Origin of the sequence: Parageobacillus caldoxylosilyticus NBRC 107762 (assembly GCF_000632715.1) — a bacterium.
Taxonomy (GTDB): Bacteria; Bacillota; Bacilli; order Bacillales; family Anoxybacillaceae; genus Saccharococcus; species Saccharococcus caldoxylosilyticus.
In genome coordinates this window covers 1-19,384 of the sequence record NZ_BAWO01000068.1, presented here as the reverse complement: position 1 = coordinate 19,384, position 19,384 = coordinate 1, and the positions used below count along the sequence as shown (strand labels likewise).

Annotated in this window: 18 protein-coding genes; 16 read left to right on the top strand and 2 right to left on the bottom strand. The window is 34.5% G+C overall.

Annotation, left to right across the window (positions count from 1 at the left end):
* Positions 1-57: 57 nt before the first annotated feature.
* The 11 genes from GCA01S_RS16600 to GCA01S_RS16550 all read left to right on the top strand — a co-directional run bounded on the left by GCA01S_RS16600 (position 58) and on the right by GCA01S_RS16550 (position 8,850).
* Positions 58-762, top strand: a complete 705-nt coding sequence (locus GCA01S_RS16600) for a response regulator transcription factor (protein WP_042411642.1) — start codon at positions 58-60, stop codon at positions 760-762.
* Positions 759-2,165, top strand: coding sequence for a sensor histidine kinase (locus GCA01S_RS16595; protein ID WP_042411641.1), 1,407 nt, complete (start codon positions 759-761; stop codon positions 2,163-2,165). Before GCA01S_RS16600 ends, GCA01S_RS16595 begins: the two co-directional genes overlap by 4 nt.
* Positions 2,162-2,362, top strand: a complete 201-nt coding sequence (locus GCA01S_RS16590) for a hypothetical protein (RefSeq protein WP_042411639.1) — start codon at positions 2,162-2,164, stop codon at positions 2,360-2,362. Before GCA01S_RS16595 ends, GCA01S_RS16590 begins: the two co-directional genes overlap by 4 nt.
* Positions 2,363-2,364: 2 nt before the next feature.
* Complete coding sequence (locus tag GCA01S_RS16585; protein ID WP_052510056.1) at positions 2,365-3,561, top strand: F510_1955 family glycosylhydrolase; 1,197 nt, start codon at positions 2,365-2,367, stop codon at positions 3,559-3,561.
* On the top strand, positions 3,561-3,752 hold the full coding sequence (locus GCA01S_RS16580; protein ID WP_042411636.1) for an SHOCT domain-containing protein: 192 nt from the start codon (positions 3,561-3,563) through the stop codon (positions 3,750-3,752). Before GCA01S_RS16585 ends, GCA01S_RS16580 begins: the two co-directional genes overlap by 1 nt.
* Before the next feature lie 150 nt (positions 3,753-3,902).
* Positions 3,903-4,115: a hypothetical protein gene (locus tag GCA01S_RS16575; RefSeq protein ID WP_042411632.1), complete on the top strand. Its 213-nt coding sequence runs from the start codon at positions 3,903-3,905 to the stop codon at positions 4,113-4,115.
* Between the two features lie 213 nt (positions 4,116-4,328).
* Complete coding sequence (locus GCA01S_RS16570) at positions 4,329-4,577, top strand: DUF2933 domain-containing protein (protein ID WP_042411630.1); 249 nt, start codon at positions 4,329-4,331, stop codon at positions 4,575-4,577.
* A 151-nt stretch (positions 4,578-4,728) separates the two neighbouring features.
* Positions 4,729-6,348, top strand: a complete 1,620-nt coding sequence (gene resB, locus GCA01S_RS16565; RefSeq protein ID WP_042411627.1) for a cytochrome c biogenesis protein ResB — start codon at positions 4,729-4,731, stop codon at positions 6,346-6,348.
* Positions 6,345-7,538, top strand: coding sequence for a c-type cytochrome biogenesis protein CcsB (ccsB, locus tag GCA01S_RS16560; protein ID WP_042411624.1), 1,194 nt, complete (start codon positions 6,345-6,347; stop codon positions 7,536-7,538). Before resB ends, ccsB begins: the two co-directional genes overlap by 4 nt.
* A gap of 28 nt (positions 7,539-7,566) precedes the next feature.
* A complete protein-coding gene (gene resA / locus GCA01S_RS16555) occupies positions 7,567-8,094 on the top strand; it encodes a thiol-disulfide oxidoreductase ResA (protein WP_231883423.1) in 528 nt (175 codons plus the stop codon).
* A gap of 42 nt (positions 8,095-8,136) precedes the next feature.
* Positions 8,137-8,850, top strand: coding sequence for a cytochrome c biogenesis CcdA family protein (locus tag GCA01S_RS16550; protein ID WP_042411620.1), 714 nt, complete (start codon positions 8,137-8,139; stop codon positions 8,848-8,850).
* A 1,443-nt stretch (positions 8,851-10,293) separates the two neighbouring features.
* On the opposite strand, the gene GCA01S_RS16540 is transcribed toward GCA01S_RS16550, so the two are convergent.
* Both GCA01S_RS16540 and GCA01S_RS16535 read right to left on the bottom strand, forming a co-directional pair.
* Positions 10,294-11,877: a multicopper oxidase family protein gene (locus GCA01S_RS16540; protein WP_042411614.1), complete on the bottom strand. Its 1,584-nt coding sequence runs from the start codon at positions 11,875-11,877 to the stop codon at positions 10,294-10,296.
* Between the two features lie 192 nt (positions 11,878-12,069).
* The gene (locus GCA01S_RS16535) at positions 12,070-12,942 is read right to left on the bottom strand and encodes a C39 family peptidase (RefSeq protein WP_042411611.1); all 873 of its coding nucleotides are present in this window, start codon (positions 12,940-12,942) and stop codon (positions 12,070-12,072) included.
* A gap of 400 nt (positions 12,943-13,342) precedes the next feature.
* Here GCA01S_RS16535 and asnB point away from each other — a divergent pair, with 400 nt between their 5' ends.
* From asnB to GCA01S_RS16510, 5 genes are all read left to right on the top strand, one after another.
* Positions 13,343-15,241 carry an asparagine synthase (glutamine-hydrolyzing) gene (gene asnB, locus GCA01S_RS16530; RefSeq protein WP_042411608.1) on the top strand — a complete coding sequence of 633 codons (1,899 nt, stop codon included), beginning with the start codon at positions 13,343-13,345 and terminating at the stop codon, positions 15,239-15,241.
* Between the two features lie 708 nt (positions 15,242-15,949).
* Positions 15,950-16,174 carry a hypothetical protein gene (locus tag GCA01S_RS16525; protein WP_042411605.1) on the top strand — a complete coding sequence of 75 codons (225 nt, stop codon included), beginning with the start codon at positions 15,950-15,952 and terminating at the stop codon, positions 16,172-16,174.
* Between the two features lie 273 nt (positions 16,175-16,447).
* Positions 16,448-16,813: a hypothetical protein gene (locus GCA01S_RS16520; RefSeq protein WP_042411602.1), complete on the top strand. Its 366-nt coding sequence runs from the start codon at positions 16,448-16,450 to the stop codon at positions 16,811-16,813.
* Between the two features lie 383 nt (positions 16,814-17,196).
* Positions 17,197-18,732, top strand: a complete 1,536-nt coding sequence (locus tag GCA01S_RS16515) for a serine/threonine-protein kinase (protein ID WP_042411600.1) — start codon at positions 17,197-17,199, stop codon at positions 18,730-18,732.
* A gap of 266 nt (positions 18,733-18,998) precedes the next feature.
* Positions 18,999-19,384: hypothetical protein (locus GCA01S_RS16510; RefSeq protein ID WP_042411597.1), on the top strand; the 386-nt coding region annotated here is incomplete at its 3' end.

Here is a 19,384-nt window from a genome sequence, read left to right as displayed (position 1 = left end):
CAAACAATTGACCGGATCATTTATTAACAAATTATAAACAGGGATTGTGATATAAGGATGAAGAAAGAAAGAGTATTAATCGTTGATGATGAATGGAACATGAGGCATTTACTAAAAATCAATCTTTCTCCATATTTTCACTTAACTGAAGCGGCAAGTGGACAAGAAGCATTAACCTTATTGACAAAAGGAAGAATCGACGTAGTGATTTTAGACATCATGATGCCCGATATGGATGGATGGGAGGTATGCAAAAAGATAAGGGAAATGAGTCAAGTGCCCATCCTTATGCTTACGGCACGTGGTGATGTAAAAGATAAAGTACAAGGATTTGATGTTGGAGCCGATGATTATCTTGTAAAGCCTTTTGAACCCGAAGAATTAGTGGCAAGGGTTAAAGCACTAATAAGACGTTCAGCTGCTTCTTCCAATCCTATTCAAACGGAAGGAATCATTAAGATTGCAGATTTAAAAATCGATCAAAATGAAAGACAAGTTTTTGTAAACGATCGTCCATTAGAATTGACACCAAAAGAATTTGATATTCTCTTGCTATTAGTGTTAAACCCAAAAACGATATTTACAAGGGATATGTTACTAGATCGGGTATGGGGAGTTCATGACGTTTTAGATATTCGTACAGTTGATACCCATGTGAAAAATATAAGGGAAAAGTTTAGAAAAAACGGGCTTTCCTTTAATCCGATTAAAACGGTTTGGGGAATGGGCTATAAATTCCAAGCTCCTGAAGAAGACCAATGAAATGGAATAGTATCGTTGTAAAATTAGGGGCAAGTATTCTAGTCATTGTGTTAACCATTTTGCTTCCACTTGGTTTTATTATCAATGAAATATTTTCTGGCTTTTATTACAGTAAAATGAAAGATCAAATTTACGATTTATCCAATCGTTATGCGAATTCCATCACATCGTTAGAGGATAAAAATATCCTCCGTATGTTTGAATTACTTGCCGATATGATAGATCAGGAAATTGTAATCGTAGACGAACAAGGCATCGTCGTTGCAAACTCTGGGATCCCAAGCTTATCGAAAGGAGAAAGAATCGATGCAAATGACATTTCTCTTTTAAGGAGAAATTCCGTCATTGAAAAGGAATATTACGATGAAATCTTAGATAAACGTTTTCTAAGCGTTGGAAGACCTATTTTTGCACAAAATCGCTTTATCGGCGGAATTTTTGTATTGGCTTCCATCGATGAGATACATCAATCAATTCATCTAATAAGGAATTTAATTGTTTGGGCTGGCATTGGTGCCATTCTTTTAGCCCTTGGCTTTACCTTTATTGTATCACGCAAGTTAGCCAATCCACTTTTAGAAATGGAAAGAGCAACCCGCAAAATGGCTGAAGGTGATTTAAATACAAAAGTTTTGGTTGAAACAAAAGACGAAATTGGCTCCCTAGCCAAGGCGATTAATGATTTAGCCGTTGAATTATACAGGTACCGGTCAAACCAGCGGGAATTTTTTGCAAACATTTCCCATGAATTGCGGACTCCTCTTACGTATTTAGAAGGGTATGCGAGAGCATTAAAAAACCAACAGTATCAAACAGAGGATGAAAAAGAAATGTATATACAAATTATCGAGCAAGAAGCCAATAGAATGTCCAAGCTAGTCAATGACTTGTTTGAACTGGCAAAGATGGAGGAAGGAAAGTTACCATTACATTTGGAGGAAATTGATCTGATTGAAGTGATTGAAAATGCCGTATTAAAAACAAAAGTGAAAGCAAAGGAGAAAGGGTTACAGTTATATTTTCATAAAATTTATCAATTGCCGAGTATTTATGCGGATGGTTTAAGAATGGAGCAAATTGTCATTAATTTAATCGAAAACGCCATTCGTTATACAGAAAAAGGGTTTATAAAAATAGAATTGTCTTATGATCAAGACAAAGTAAAGATTTTGATTGAAGATACGGGGATAGGGATACCGAAAGAAGATCTTCCATTTTTATTTGAACGATTTTATCGTGTGGAAAAATCAAGATCAAGAGAATTCGGGGGTACCGGGCTTGGACTGGCAATCGTCAAACAACTTGTGAAACTGCAAAATGGGACTATACATGTAAGTAGTGAAGTGGGAAGAGGGACAAGCTTTGAACTTACATTCCCGATTTATAAGGGGGATGCCCAATGAAAAAATTTGAAATCATTGTGCCTGTTTTGTTGATCATGGCTGGATTGTTATGTTTGACGATGTCCGGTTCGTTCATGTTCCGTCCGGAATTAAGGGTATATATGAAAACGTTTGTTCAAATTTGTCTATGGATGGGAGTTCCCATTCTTCTTGCGGGAATTTTCTATCTTTTACTTTATAAGAAAAGGGGAGAATAGGATTGAAGTTAAAACTTTTTACTTTTTTGATCTCAGCATTATTTATGATTCCGGTTGGTGTATTCGCGCATGGTACTGAAGAAGAACACCAACGGGAGATGTTGACCGCTACTTTGTTAAATTATAGCTTTATTGTGTCGTCGATTTTGTTGGGGTTAGGAATCATTTTATTTTTCCTAATCAGAAATCAATTAAAAACTGTTAATGTGAAAAAACAAGAAGGACGCTTAAAACGGGACAAGCTGCAAAGATGGTTAAAATTAAGCCGATGGGTATCAGTTTTAGCTTTACTAGCCTTAGCTGTTTCTGGAGTATTTGCATTAACAAATGGGACAGGAGAAGAAGAGGACATTGATTTTATGCATATTCACGGGTTAGGTTTTACGAATGATGGGACTGAAATTTATGTACCGGCGCATGATGGATTGAAGGTCTATAAAAACGGTAAGTGGAAAATTCCAGAAGGAGAAAAACATGATTATATGGGATTCTCTATGGTTGATAACGGGTTTTACAGCAGTGGACATCCAGCTCCGGGTTCTTCTATGAAAAATCCATTCGGTGTAGTGAAAAGTACAGATATGGGGAAAAACCTACAAACGCTTGATTTATATGGGGAGGTTGACTTTCACGGAATGGGGGTTGGATATTATTCTCATGCCATTTATGTTTTAAACCCAGAACGGAATTCAAGAATGGATGACGCTGGATTGTACTACTCGTTAGACGAAACAAAAACGTGGACGAAAAGCGATATGAAAGGACTAGAAGGGCAACCATCAGCTATTGCTGTTCATCCAGAGAAAGAAAATATGGTTGTGATCAGTACAAATCGAGGGGTTTATTTATCTAAGGATTATGGTAATTCTTTTGATAACATTGCAAAAAATACTCCAGTCACATCCGTTTCCTTTACAAAAGAGGGAAAACTTCTTGCCGGAGTTATTACTGATAAGCCTTCTTTGATGGAAATTAATCTTGAATCCGGAGAGAAAAAAAACATCCCTATTCCAACTTTAAGTGAGGATAATGCTATTGGATACATTGCGGTAAATCCAAACAATGAAAAGCAAATCGTTTTCACAACGTTTGAAAAAGACATTTATTTAACGGATAATCATGGTGGAAATTGGATACAAATAGCAAAACAGGGAAAAGGGATGAATAGTCAAACAACTACTAATGAGGGGAAGTCATGATGATGAACATGGGTATGATGTTAAATATGTTATTTTGGATCATCATTATTGGATTTGCAATATATTGTATGATCTTGTTAATCATGAAACCATTTGAAAATAAATCAAATCATGCATTGAATATTCTCAAAGAGCGACTTGCTCGTGGAGAATTGATGCAAATGAATATGAAGAGAAAAAACGGCTATTGAAAGATTGATGAGTCGTCTTTATATTTTCTCCCAAAAGTTCCAAGTACATTTGTAAGATAGCATGAGACATGTTAGAGAATAGACAAATCTCCATATTTTCATCAAATTTATTGTCTATAATGGTTTTAAAACGAAGGGAGGGGATCATAAATGAAAAAGAAAATTGCATTTGTTTCTTCATTTGCGCTGGCAGCATTGTTAGTAGTCGGACAGTTTTCTTATGCGGAAAAGTCAGATAGTATGACGAACATGATGAATGGAAACGGTATGATGAAGATGATGGAAGCGATGAATTCTCCTCAAGGACAAAAAATGATGAAGGCATGCGGAGAATTCATGGAATCTTATAATAAAGCTGAATAAAACCATCGTGTAAAAATTGATAAAAGTTCTTCTTTTTTGAAGGGCTTTTTACCGAAGTTGCCCTGTTCTAATGGGCGGTAGGACAGCCTCAAGCATCTTCGAACGAGGAATTACCGACCGAAAGAACCTCATTCGTGGACGAACTTGTAATATAAAGGAAGGAGATCTCCTACTGAAAGAGGTTTCAATTTATATGAAAGGGGATCAGGAAATATGGAATGGTTGATATACTTATTATGTCCTTTAATGATGTTATTCTGTATGAAAGGGATGTTTACACGAGGGAAAAAGGACTGTCACACAACTCAATCAACAAATCAATTGAATGAACTGAAATCATTGAAGATGCAAGTGAAAAATTTACAAGAACAAAATATGAAATTAATGGAAGAAATCGAACTCCTTAAACAAACTGATGATTCCAATGTCATTATATTGTCTAAGACAAAACATACTACATAATGCGAAAAAGGCAACCAAATTTGGTTGCTTTTTTTTATTTTATAAAATACTAGTAAATTTATAATTTTTTGGTCTTCTTCATATTTTCTTCAAATTTTTCTTCTATAATTCCATAAGGCAATGGAAAAGTATTTATAGAAAGGTGAGGAAATTGCAATTGATAGAATGTGAATGTGGGCATAAAAACCCTATTGGAACGGAATTATGCGAATCGTGCGGCAAACCGTTTCATGAAGAAACAGAACAGAAACTTCTGGATATGCGATATGAAGGGGTTGCAAGGAGATCGAAAACATATCAAACAACAATAATTGATAAAATTTGGAACTTCTTCTCGTCTGTAAAAGTTGGAATTTGGATTATCGTGTTAACTCTTATTGCGTCAGCTATTGGTACAATATTGCCACAGGAAATGTATATTCCACCTAATGTATATCCAGCACAATATTATAAAGAACAGTATGGGGTAGTTGGATATATTTTCTACACATTAGGATTCCATAATCTGTATGGCTCTTGGTGGTATATGCTTTTGCTTGCATCAATGGGTTTATCCTTAATTATTGCAAGTTTAGATCGGGTTGTTCCCCTATATCGGGCTTTAAAAAAACAGAGTGTTACAAGGCATACAAGCTTTTTAAAACGTCAAAGAATCTTTGGAATATCACGAGTTCCAAATCCTCACGAAACGATAAAACAAGTTGAGCAGAAATTAAAAGAAAAACATTATCAGATACGTAAAGAAAACGGAAATATTCTCGCGGAAAAAGGACGTTTTTCCAGATGGGGACCGTATGTTAATCATCTTGGTCTGGTGATTGTATTAATTGGCGCGATGTTAAGATTTTTCCCAGGAATGTACGTGGATGAAGTTCTCTGGATTCGTGATGGAGAAACAGAAGCAATCCCTGGTACAGACAGAAAATACTATTTAAAAAGTGAAAGATTCATATTAGAGACTTATGATCAAGATGATAAAAAGTTTCAAGAAATAATAAAAAAAGTCGGTAATGGAATTCCAAAAAACTATCAGACTGATGCTATCCTTTATGAAAACAAAAATGTAGGAATTGCTGGTGCTGAACCTAAACTAGTTAAACTTAAACAACAATCGATTAAGGTCAATCATCCTTTAAAATTCGATGGATTTGCTCTTTATCAAACAAGTTACAAGTTGAATGAGTTTCATAAAATGTATTTTAAGTTGGAGGAAAAAGAGACCGGAAAAACCTTTGGAGAAATAGAAGTTGATTTATTGAATCCAAAATCTACTTACAATTTAGGAAATGGGTATAAAGTGGAAATTCTCGAATATTTTCCTGATTTTGAATTTGGCGATAAAGGTCCAACAACAAAATCCAAAATTCCAAATAACCCTGCATTTGTATTTAAAATGTACACCCCTAAAACAAAGGATGGAGAAATCAGTTTTGTTGCTATTCGACAAAATTTGGAGCCATTCGGTGAAAACAAATTTAAAATGACGTTTACAAAATTGGATGTACGTAATGTTACTGCTTTAACTGTAAGAAAAGACCGCACCTTAGGAGTCATAGCATTCGGCGGCTTAATTTTTATGATTGGTCTTGTTCAAGGTATGTATTGGAACCATCGAAGAATCTGGGTGCAAATCGTCGGAAATGAAATTTGGATGGCAGCACATACAAACAAAAACTGGTATGGACTTAAAAAAGAGATTGATTATGTAATTAAAGATACAGATTTAACCAAGCCTCAGGATCAAAAAGAGCATAAAGGAGAGGTAGCATGATTAATGTGAGCAGTAATCTTTTAGCTAGTTCATTTTTTGCTTATTTTATAGCAACCATTCTAGCATGGGGATCTTTCGCGTCAAAACAAAAGAAAGCTTCTTTGAAAATCAAAAAATGGGAACGTATTTCAATCATTGTTGCTGCTTTAGGTTTTTTATTGCAAATCGGTTATTTTATTACTCGCTGGATTGCCATTTCTCATGTACCAGTAAGCAATATGTTTGAGTTTACTACATTTTTAGGCATGATGATCGTTTTGGGGTATTTAATAATCTATTTAATTTATAAAACAAACATCATTGGACTATTTGCACTTCCTACTGCGATGACGGTTATTGCCTATGCCAGTGTATTTCCAAAAGAGGCATCGCCATTAGTGCCAGCTTTACAAAGTTATTGGCTGAAAATTCATGTGACAACAGCAGCATTAGGAGAAGGAATTTTGACCATTAGTTTTGTAGCAGGTTTTATTTACTTATTGCGAGTTGTTGACCAAACGAAGAGCAGCAAAAAAACCTTTTGGATTGAATTTGTGATTTATTCTATATTAAGTACATTAGCTTTCGCCATTGTTTCTTATATTTTTAATGCCATGAATTTTGAAACAACATTTTCATGGGTAAATGAAACACAACAAGAACAAGAGCTTGTTTATCATATGCCAGCCATAGTAGGGCCTCCTGACGGGGAAATCGTGAAGAGTTCTCATTCTTTTAAACCAATTGTAGAAGCTCCTTCATGGATGAATGGGGTCAATGCACCAAGAAAACTAAATTCATTGATTTGGTCATTATTAATGGGACTCGTGTTATATATAATGTTGCGACTTTTATTCCAAAAAAGAATTGGGGCAAAGATTCAACCATACTTAAAAAATATTCGTCCGGAATTAGTAGATGAAATCAGTTATCGTTCAGTAATTATTGGTTTTCCGGTATTTACATTAGGTGCGTTAATATTTGCAATGATATGGGCACAAGAAGCATGGACAAGGTTTTGGGGATGGGATCCAAAAGAAGTCTGGGCATTAATCACTTTTCTTTTCTATGCAGCATATCTCCATCTCCGATTATCAAAAGGTTGGGAAGGAGAAAAGTCTGCTTGGCTGTCTGTGATAGGTTTTGTCATCATAATGTTTAATTTAATTGTCGTAAATCTTGTCATTGCTGGATTGCATTCATATGCTTAAAAGAATTTGTAAAGGAGTGTTTTTCGTTTTGGCTAAAAAAAGAAGACTTATCGTGCGAATTGGGATTTTAATTGGATTTGTTGCTACGATCATTTATGTACTATATTCAAGTATTTTTAACAATGACAATGGAATGGTCTCTCGTGGCGACCAAGCCCCGGATTTTCAATTACAAACTCTTGATGGAAAAACGGTAAGATTAAGTGATTATCGAGGACAAGGTGTGTTTTTAAATTTTTGGGCCACCTATTGTCCGCCTTGTAAAGAAGAGATGCCTTATATGCAAAATCAGTATGAGAAATTTAAAGACAAAGGAGTTACGATTTTAGCAGTTGATGTAGGTGAACCAAAATTAACAGTAGAAAAGTTTGTAAAACGTTATGGTCTGACTTTTCCAATTTTGCTAGATGAGAAAGAAGAAGTCATTGATTTATATGGTGTGGGGCCAATCCCAGTTACATTTCTAATTGACAAAAATGGAAAAGTAGTTGATCGAATCACAGCCAGTCTAACTGAAGAAGATATAGAGAAATATATGACTCAAATTATGCCATGATAGGGAGGGAGCTCCCTTTTTGTTATTAAAGGAGCTGATATCATGACAGAGGTTAATGCGATTTTATCATTTGGTGCAGGAGTTTTATCGTTTATTTCACCATGTTGTCTCCCGCTTTATCCCGCATTTTTATCTTATATTACGGGTATTTCGGTTGAAGAAATAAAAGAAAATAATGGATTATTGCAGAAGAGGGCACTTTTACATACAGCTTTCTTCTTGCTTGGTTTTACAGTGATTTTTATCGTGATTGGTTTTTCTACGTCCGTTATAGGATCCTTCTTTTTAAAATACGATGATTTAATAAGGCAAATAGGTTCCATTTTAATCATTTTCTTCGGCCTGATGACCATCGGTGTATTTAAACCATCTGTTCTTATGAAAGATAGGAAGATGTTTTCGTTTCGGAATCGCCCAACAGGTTACTTTGGATCAAGTCTCATTGGAATTGGATTTGCTGCCGGTTGGACACCATGCACAGGCCCGATTTTGGCTTCCGTAATCGCTTTAGCTGTAACAAATCCCAATCAAGCACTGTTTTATATGATAATGTATTCACTTGGTTTTTCAATTCCTTTTTTTACTATGGCGTTTTTTATTGGAAAATTACATTGGATTAAAAAATATAACCGGACGATTTTAAAAGTCAGTGGTTACATTATGGTTTTTATGGGAATATTCTTGTTTTTTGATTGGATGACAAAGTTAACATCATTTCTTATCAACAGATTTTATGGGGGTTTCACCGGTTTTTAGTAATATTAAGTTTTCAGGAGGGGAAAAGCTAAAACACTTTTTTCTAATGATGGGTATGGTTGGTTATTTATTGTGAATAACATGTTGCTTACAAATTTAAAGACGTGTTTAATGCAAAATAAAACTTTAGGAAAATGCAAGATAAAAAATTAAGCACTAAATTGGAAACAAAACAGGTCAGTTTTCTCACAAAATATAATTCAGAGACACGGCTTTACATGGAGTGGCGTGCATGGTAGGCTGGTTGTCTCTGCGAACTCCTTTTGTGCTGCAGCCTTCGCAAAAGAATCCATGCACGCAGAGACTCCATGTCAAGCCTTATAGAGTAAGATAATTATATTGGTATATGGATTATATTTACTTTTATGGAACTATGGTGCTAAACTTTTTCATTGCATTTCGCTTAAATTTTTAGTTGCAGAAAACAAAGATGTGGACAATAGGCAACATAAAGTGAATATTATCAAAGGAAAAATTTGAAACACATTAATTTTGTGAGGAGTATTATATGGAATTATACAACCAATTTGTAGATGTATTCTTATTAAATATTCACGAGTTTTTTTGGAGTCATTATCATGAAAGCCAAACGAGGATATTAAAAACAATATACTTAGGTCTATTGGCTTTATTTACACCAAGCCAAATTTATATAAACATTTTGTTTATTTGTTACCTTTTTAAACAATTTCATCAAAATTGGATAAGAGAACTATGTTATCTCGTTCTGGGGAAAACAATTGGGTTATTCGTGATGATATTTTGGGCGACAAAATTTGGAGATCTCTGGTTACTGTCATTTATCCAAATCATAGGTAAGGTTGTCAGTGCTATAGTCATGGTGTATATTTTATTTTTGTTATTTTCATTTAAATTTAAGATGATGAGTTTAAGTCTCGGATTTTTGACGTCATTCCTCTTCGATCCAATAATCTCTGCAGTGTCAAAATTCTTACCATTTTATTTTTATAAAAGTGTAAATAGCTTTTTAATGCCAATTTTATTCTCAGTAACAATAGTAACTCCAATTTTAATCATGAGTCTGCTAGTATACGGATTTGAAATAGACCAACAATTAAAAGACCAAAGATGTTTCAACTATGTAAGAAATTGGGTATCTATTGTTTTGGTTTTTCTAGTAAGTTTGAATTTATTCTTTATTTTTTTCGTGTAAAAACTATTGTTTGGAAGGAGGAAATTAAATGTCAAAAACGTAATATCATTTACAAGTTGAAGGTATGACATGTACTGGTTAAGAAGGAGGAGTTGAAACAGCACTTGGCTTACTGGCGAGGTAACTATTCTTAAGGAGACTCTATGTCAAGCCACTAAGTGACAAGCAAAAATAAACACTAAAGAAAAAGAAAAGGGAGTTATTTCCTTCTATAGGAAATAACTCCAGGGATTTTTTAAACATCCACTTTTTGGGGTTAGTTCACATTGTTATTCAGGTTTATTTGTTGTGTCATTAGAGTTTGGTATATAGTCAGATTTGTAATCTTTATATTTTACTTCTGTGACCATTCCGGCTGAAGCATGGTGCAAGTCATGGCAATGGAACATCCAATTTCCCGGATTATCTGCTTTAAATGCGACTACATATTCTTCACCCGGTTTTAAATTCAAGGTATCCTTAATCAATGGGGAGCCTGTAATTGGCTTACCATTTTTACTTAATACTTGGAAGAAATGTCCGTGTAAATGCATAGGATGTAAATCTTTCGGTGAATTGTTCACCAATTTTACTTTTACTAGATCTCCTTTCTTCACATTTACGGGTGCTGTTTCAGGATACGTTTTCCCATTAATCGTGTAGACCATGCCATCTTTGCCCATGGCTGTTCCTAAATCCATTGTGTACTCTACATCATATTTTTGGTCTAATGTAAATTGACCTAATTCATGTTTTCCGTATTTTGTAATATCAACGATACGGAGATCCTCTTTTGCGTTTGCTTTGTCCGTATTGTTTGCCTGTCCTACGTATTGAATTTTTACTTTCATGCCATCGGTGCCTTTCATATCACCATGGCATTCTAATAACCATTCTCCCGGATTATTCGCTGTAAATTCAATATCATAACGTTCACCCGGAGCAATATTTAAAAGTTCATCTTTGATTGGCTGCGGATCTTTTAACGGCTGCCCGTCTGTTGCGACAATTTTAAACTCATGGCCATGCAGATGAAGCTTGTGAGGCATGTATCCTGCGTTTACAAGGCGGAGCCGTACTTTTTCGCCTTTTTTTACTTTTAAAGGTTCTACAGCGGAACCGCTTTTCCCGTTAATCGTGAAAATATCATACATACTCATATCATGGCCCATGCTGCTCATATCCATATGTTGGTCATCAGAGCTATTTCCATGTCCCATATTACTATGATCCATACCACTCATATCCATATTTCCTTCATCTGGATTGCTCATCCATTCATCTAACACAAGTGTATAATCTCGATCTACTTTTTCCTCATTCTTAGGCTCTACAATTAATGTACCGTATAATCCCTTGTCCACTTGTTTCGCGCTTTCTTGATGGGAATGATAAAAATACGTTCCCGGTACAGTAGCTGTAAATTCATACGTAAAGGTTTCCCCCGGTTTAATTGCGTTCATCGTGACACCCGGAACTCCATCTTGACTATTCGGAACAGGGTAGCCGTGCCAATGAATGGTCGTCGGTTCCGGTAATTCATTTTTAAAATTGATTTTCACTCTGTCCCCTTGTTTAATACGGATTTGTGCACCGGGAACAGATCCATTGTACGTGTAGACCGGAAGTTTTACTTTATCATTTATTTGTAATAATGCTTCCTTAGCAGTAAGATTAATCTCTTTACCGGATAAAACTTCTGTGTTTGTTGCCAAAGGCAGTTTCTTACTGGAGTCCTGTGCGGTGTTTTCTTCCTTCATATTCATGTTTGACATATCGTGTCCTTGCATGGAACTGTGCGAAGTATTATTTGAGCAGGCTGTACCGATAGCAACGACTCCTGCTAAGATGGTTCCAAACAATAATTTCTTCATGCATACATCCCTCCGTAAACATGTAATCTGAATCACTACTGATATCATCATAAAGAATAAATGTGCAAAATTTATGGAGAAAAATTATATTTTTTTCACACGAAGTAGTTCGAAGATTAAATTATTGTTTGACATTAATAGGAGTCAAATTACATTTTGAAATAAAAAAGATAAGCCACTATCTATAACCGGTTAATTGCGGTTATAGGTAATAGCTTGTTTGCCCATTTGTATCCAAGCTTGAATAAATTCAGACTTAGGTGCTTTTTTATTTTTCGTACCTGTCAATGGGTCATTAAAATAAATATATTTCTCATCATATCCGGTGATTAACACGGAATGCTCCCGGTATGTTATTTTTATAGGGCCTTGCGGGGTCTGCCATTCAATAAATTCAGACGGAGGAAGTATACGAAAGGTTGTGTTGGTAATAACCCAAACTGGGGTACCTTCAGACAAATACTTATATATTTCTTCAAATGATTGTCCTGTTAAATCAACGATTTGGTTTGGTAAATAAATCTCGGCTAATTCTTTTATAGGTTTATGATAGACACCATATCCCGGTTTCTTTATTGTATACATGTCACCAACAAACCCTTCATTTGGATGTCCATAAAATACTTTTCCATTATGTATTCGATAAGGGGTTGGATTTTTCTTTATTTGCTTCGCTAGTGTCATCTTGTCTACATTGATTCCCGCGTGATTCAAAAGCATTGCCAGACTTGTTACCTCGCACCCCCTTGGTAGTTCTGGGAGTTGCGAGAAAAGGGGGGCATCAATGAGAGCTGATTTAACCGGGATTTGTTCTTTTGAATGTCTAGATGATGGATTTCTCGCTTCAACTTTATTTTTATATGATGTTTTCTGTACTAGATTGTTTATAGCGTCGACCATATTTTCAGAATTTACATAATGGAAAAATAGAGTTAAAAACAATAGGAAAAAAGCGATATAGGATCCTATTGCTAGTTTATATAACTTCTCATTGGTTGGCTTTCGTAAAAGAAAAATAGAAAGTGAAACAATCATAAAGGCTAAAAAAAGTATAATCCCTAACATGACAGTTGCAACTCCTTTGTTAAACTTGCTGTTTTTATATTATCAACTAAATTTGCAGAAACAATGGAGATGATTCTTATCATGTAATTATTGTAACAATCTCTAAAAAATCCATAATTTCTCCACATTTTATTGTTTTAATATGTTTGTGTTTGAGGAATGAGAATATCATTGAGTGAAAAGCTACTAATTTTTGTGTTGATATGTTTCTAGTATGAGAATATCGTAACAGGTTTCAGGAGGAATAATTTATGTTAAAAGTTCATTACAGGAACCTATAGATGGTATAAAAATAGAGTTTGTTAAATTTAAATAAGATCAAAATATTATATTTTGCTAACCCAAGTCTTGATACAATCTATAAAATTTAAATTTGATAAAGTGGGGGAATAGCAATATCATGTGCGGTTTTATTGGTTGTATTCATGATCATCCAAGAATCGTCGATGAAAAATGGAAAGAAACGTTTCAAGAAATGAATGATATCATTACTCATCGCGGTCCTGACGATGGTGGTTATTTTTTTGATGAATACGTGAATTTTGGATTTCGACGCTTGAGTATTATTGATCTTGAGACAGGGCACCAGCCATTGTCCTATGAAAATGAACGATATTGGATCATATTTAATGGGGAAATCTACAACTATGTGGAATTGAGAGAAGAATTGCTTGCAAAGGGATATAAATTTACTACTCATTCCGATACAGAAGTCATTATTGCTCTTTATAGTGCTGAAAAAGAAAAAGCTGTAGAAAAGCTTCGAGGTATGTTTGCTTTCGTCATCTGGGACAAACAAGAGAGAACGATTTTTGCGGCACGTGACCCGTTTGGCATAAAACCATTTTTCTACATGGAACAGGGCGACCGTACGTTTTTTGCTTCCGAGAAGAAAAGTATTTTGCTCGCTCTTAAAAATGATTTATTAGACTATGATTCACTGCAGCATTATTTAACATTCCAATATGTACCTGAACCGATGACGATGTCTGTTGGTATTAAAAAGTTAGAACCGGGTCATTATATTAAGAAAAAAATCGGTGAAAAATTAACCATTCATCGCTATTGGAAAGCCCAATTCCAACCTATCATCAAATCAGAAGATGAACTTGTCAAAGAAATTCGCAACGCGCTGTTCGATTCCGTGCAAGTGCATATGCGCAGCGATGTGCCGGTAGGTTCGTTTTTATCAGGAGGAATTGATTCATCCTTCATTGCAGCAATTGCTAAACAATTCAATCCTAATATCAAGACATTTTCTGTCGGCTTTGAGCGGGAAGGCTTCAGTGAAATTGATGTGGCAAAAGAAACAGCGGAAAAGCTGGGCGTTGAGAATATTAGCTATGTCATTTCACCAGAGGAATATATGGCGGAATTACCGAAAATTATGTGGCATATGGATGATCCACTTGCCGATCCTGCGGCAGTACCGCTTTATTTTGTTGCCCGGGAAGCAAGAAAGCATGTAACGGTCGTTCTTTCCGGTGAGGGAGCTGACGAGTTATTTGGCGGTTACAACATTTATCGTGAGCCACAGTCATTGGAACTTTTTGAGCGAATGCCAAGTACGGTTAAATCAGCTTTGAGAGTGATTGCAGGGCTACTCCCGGAAGGAATAAAAGGAAAAAGCTTTATTGAGCGCGGTACAACACCAATGGAAGAACGATATATCGGCAATGCGAAAATGTATAGCGAGACAGAAAAACAAGAACTGCTAAAAGGATATAAGAGGGGATTAGAATATACATATATTACAGCTCCTTTTTATAGAGAAACAACTCATTATCCTCCTGTAAACCGGATGCAATATATTGATATTCATACATGGCTGCGAGGCGATATTTTATTAAAAGCCGACAAAATGACGATGGCCCATTCATTAGAGTTGAGGGTTCCATTTTTAGATAAAAAGGTATTTGAAGTAGCCGCCAAAATTGCTCCGGAAATGAAAACGACAAACAAAACGACGAAATATATTCTACGAAAAGCAGCAAAAGGAATTGTTCCAGATCATGTTTTAAATCGCAAAAAATTAGGATTTCCGGTGCCAATTCGTCATTGGTTAAAAAATGAAATGCATGATTGGGCGAAAAACATTATAAAAGAAAGCGCAACCGATCATTTATTTAATAAAGATGTATTGTATCGTTTACTAGACGAACATTGCAAAAATAAAGCAGACCATAGCCGAAAAATCTGGACCGTCCTTGCTTTTATGATTTGGCATCAAGTATACATGGAAAAGAAATACGATTTTACAAATATATATAGAAAAGACAAGCTGTCGCTATTAATCTAATTTGACTGATTTTCGTTGCCTGTCTTCTATTTGCACCCAAGCTTCTAAAAATTCAGCTTTGGGTGCTTTTCTATTTGATGGATATGAGTTTACATTAAATGATGTGTTTAATTATTTTCTAGACCATCCAAAGCGGAAAGTAGAAAAGGTAGATGGTTTTGAAGTATTGATTATTTCAGGAGGAATTAAACCAGAAAGACTCGATTTAAACTTGATAGAAACAACGAATCCAGTTTATGATAAGTCGATAACGAAATATTTAACTGAGAGTTCAAAGAGCGCCTTTATTTTTCCTTTTGGAGGTAATACGTTAGTCCCCGATGAGATAGCGTATTATTAACAAAAAATTCGGGGAGAGAATGGTTTGACAGTATTACAGGAGTTAACCAAGATATATGCAGAGTATAAAAAACAAAATAAAAAATGATTTTTTATTACATAAAACATTATTACATGTTTAATATACATAAATTGGTGTATTAATAATTAATTGACAGTAAATGTAGTTACTACCTGACAATATTTATTTAAACACGGGGCTTTGGCTCCGTGTTTTTATATTTGCATATTCAATAATTATCAATAATTATAAATTGATTCCGTAACCACATCGCATGTTCAATAAAAAAGCAGGATTGAACCCCTTGAAATTTAAATGATGCTTAGTAAGAGAGCAAAATAACGTAAGATAAAAAAGGAGGAGTTCTCATGTCAGAAATACAGTCGTTAATTGCATGGGCAGAAAAGGCCTCAGATTTTTGTTTGTTGCTGTTTGTTTTTATAATCATCGTCGCATTCGCTGATTTAGCCATTCATCTTTGCTTTAAAAATTTTTCCCAAACGAAGGTTTACAGATACGTGAAATATGTTATTGGAATTGTAATTTTACTGTCGATTTTTGGGGCAGTCATTTATTCGTTTTTAATGATTTGAGCAGAGGGTGAACATGGATGAAGCAGAAGGAAAACGATAAAAGTGGGATTAAGTTTTTGATTAGTTTAATCACTTTGATCATTTTGTATTACATCCGCGATTTGCTGAAATGACATACGGATTAAGGTATAGGGAGGGGAACAGTAGGCTTTTTAAGCTTAACTGTTCTCTATTTTATTCATAACGGTATTATATAAGACTTTTGCAATAAATACAGGTGATTATAAACATAAAGGTAAGAGATGAAATAATGTAAGAAGGGAGGGAACGGACATGAAATACACAGTAGAAGAATTAATTGAAATCAATTTTCTGTATAAAGATTCTGTTTTGAAAAGTGCTGTTGAGATTGAGCCGTATAAACAGGTTTCTTTAGTACTTAAAACAGAAAACGGAACCGTTTTACACTGTGTCTTGCCTTATTTTGAATACATGCAGATTAACAAGAATTTTTACATAGAAGAAATTCCGATGTTGATTGACCTGTTTAAACAAGATGTCACTTATGAAATTGTGAAGACTCCAAAGTATAACTACTACAAATTAAGTTTTCCAGACATTAAACAGAACTATATATTGCAGGAAAAAGTGTTTCATTACATCATGAGTAATTATTTGATGGCAATTAGCCGTAACTAACAAATAATTTAATAAAGATATACTCACAAGTGGAATTTTTCCAGAATAGTCCTAACAAGGTATATAAACAGCGTTATACTTAAACATCATTTACACTTTTTGCTACTTTTTCATCTTCATCTTTTCGTGGGGAGAAGAGAGGTTTAATTATAGCCTCTTTTCTCATTCGAAAGGGATGCAGGAGATAAGAGAAAAAGCACGAAACTCAATAAAATATAGATGATTAGTTTAGGGGGGAGGAATGGGGCAATTTTCCTATTTTATTAATGGAATCGCTTGACTTCTTTATTTTGTTTATGTATCTGATAATGTAGAATTTTATATTTCAGTTTATAATATTTACTATACAGATAACGGTAATTTCGTTAGGGAGGGGAATATATTTGTTAATACAACCGAATTCTGTTGTATTTGATGGGGAAGAAAATAGTTATAAAGTATTAGAGCCTATTGGAAATGGGAGTTTTGGATATGTTTATAAAATCGAAAAAGAATCTGATAAAAGTATTTGGGCATTAAAAACTTTGCCGTCTAATTTCCCGAACAGCGAGCAACTTCTGAGTTTTCAAAATGAGAGCGTCATGGCTATGAAGGTTTCGCATGAAAATGCAGTGAATTATGTTTTTGTTCATGATGGAAGCAAATATTCTGAATTGCCTCCATACATTATAATGGAATATGCTAACGGAGGAACTCTTCAGCAGGTAATAAAGACTGCAATCCGAAAGAATGAATTTATTTCTAATAAGGATTTGCTTGACTATTTTCACCAGTTAATTAATGGCATGGAGCATATCAATAGTATTTTAATTCATAGAGATATTAAGCCGGATAATATCTTGCTGCATAACGGAATAGTAAAGATATCGGATTTCGGTTTATCCAAAATAGTTCATGATGGAACTAGGCAAATGACTTTTAAAGGGTTCGGCCATATTAGATATATGGCACCAGAAGGATGGAAACTGGAGAAGAACACTATACAAATGGATATTTACTCAATGGGTATTATATTTTATGAACTAGCCACCTTACAGCATCCTTTTAATCTGCCGCATCACGCAGATGTTCAGGATTGGAGAAACGCTCATTATTTTACTAATCCGCCATCGCCTAAATCAATAAATCCTGCTTTAACTACTACAATGACACAAGTAATTATGAAAATGATAGAAAAAAGTACTGCAAAGAGATATAAAAGTTGGCAGGAAATTAGAAATGACTTGCTTATTGATAATGAACCACCCACTGAAAACTCTAAAATCATTGAAAATATGATTAATATTCGTTTAAGTAAGGATATCTCAATTCGGGAAGAACAATTAAAGCAGGAGAAAGAGAGGCAAGAGAGAAAGAACTACTTAAAAATGATTAACTATCAATACGCCAATGATATTTACAATCCTATTAAAGAATTTATTGAAGAGTTTAACAGAAGATATACTGGCGGACAAATAACAATGACACCGCTGAACTCGATGGATTCAAGTGAGATATATACTAAGATCCACCTTGTCTCAGGCAAAACACTAACAATCCAATTAAAAGCATTATTTGACAATGATTTTATCCGAGAGGTGCCATCACAATTTGACAGGGGAATAACTCATAAAAAAGTTGTAAGACCTGTACTTAGAGATAATAAGAAAATACTGGCTTGGGGATATTTAAAAAGCCCGGATAATACAGGGTTTAATATTCTGCTTGTAGAGAATAAAGAAGATATATATGGCGAGTGGGTTATGCTAATCAATACAAATAGTGGTTTTGGCAGAGTGAGAAGACCAGAGCCGTTTCCATTTGAATTTAATGAACTTGAAAAAGAAATTCCATTAATATATGCACTGCATATTTATAACACAGAAGTTCTTCCCTTAAATATTGAGAAATTTCAAGAGTTTATCGTAATGTATAATTAACAGCCTAAACACTAAATAACTTTTGATAAACGGTAGTAGTTCATCATAATCAGTAATACATTAATTGCACGCGTTTTTTAATACGGGAAAAGAGACTAATCACAGACCACTGGAAATTATTCAGTGGTTATTTTTTACTAAAATATTTGGTACAATCGCCAAAAACAGTTTAGAAGTTGGAGTATATTTTTACAGAAGTAACTTTATATAGTAAAATATTGTAAGAAATTAGTGGACTATAATAAAAAACATTGTTGGAGGGAATTATGAGTCTATATCGGTACCAAATTGAAAGAGCAGTGTTTTTTAGAGTTCCCGGAATAAAGAAAATTAATTCAATCGAAAATGGTTTAGGAAGAATTACATTATTTATTGGAGATGAGAACGGTAATGCTACGAAGGAAATCATTGATTTAGCCAGACAAGTGGTAGAAAAAAACAGACCTTTAGGAATACAAGTAATCATTGAGCCTTTTTGTAATAGTCCTTTTCCAAATAAAGGTTTATATGAACTGCCTGAGCATATAAGAAGAGCGCACATATTTTCTGCTACTCATTCTGATATAGAATTTTTAGTAAAAAGTTGTATTCCTAACTGTGTTTATTTTGACTTAATAACTGTAAGTGGTGGAGTTATTCACGTATATATTGT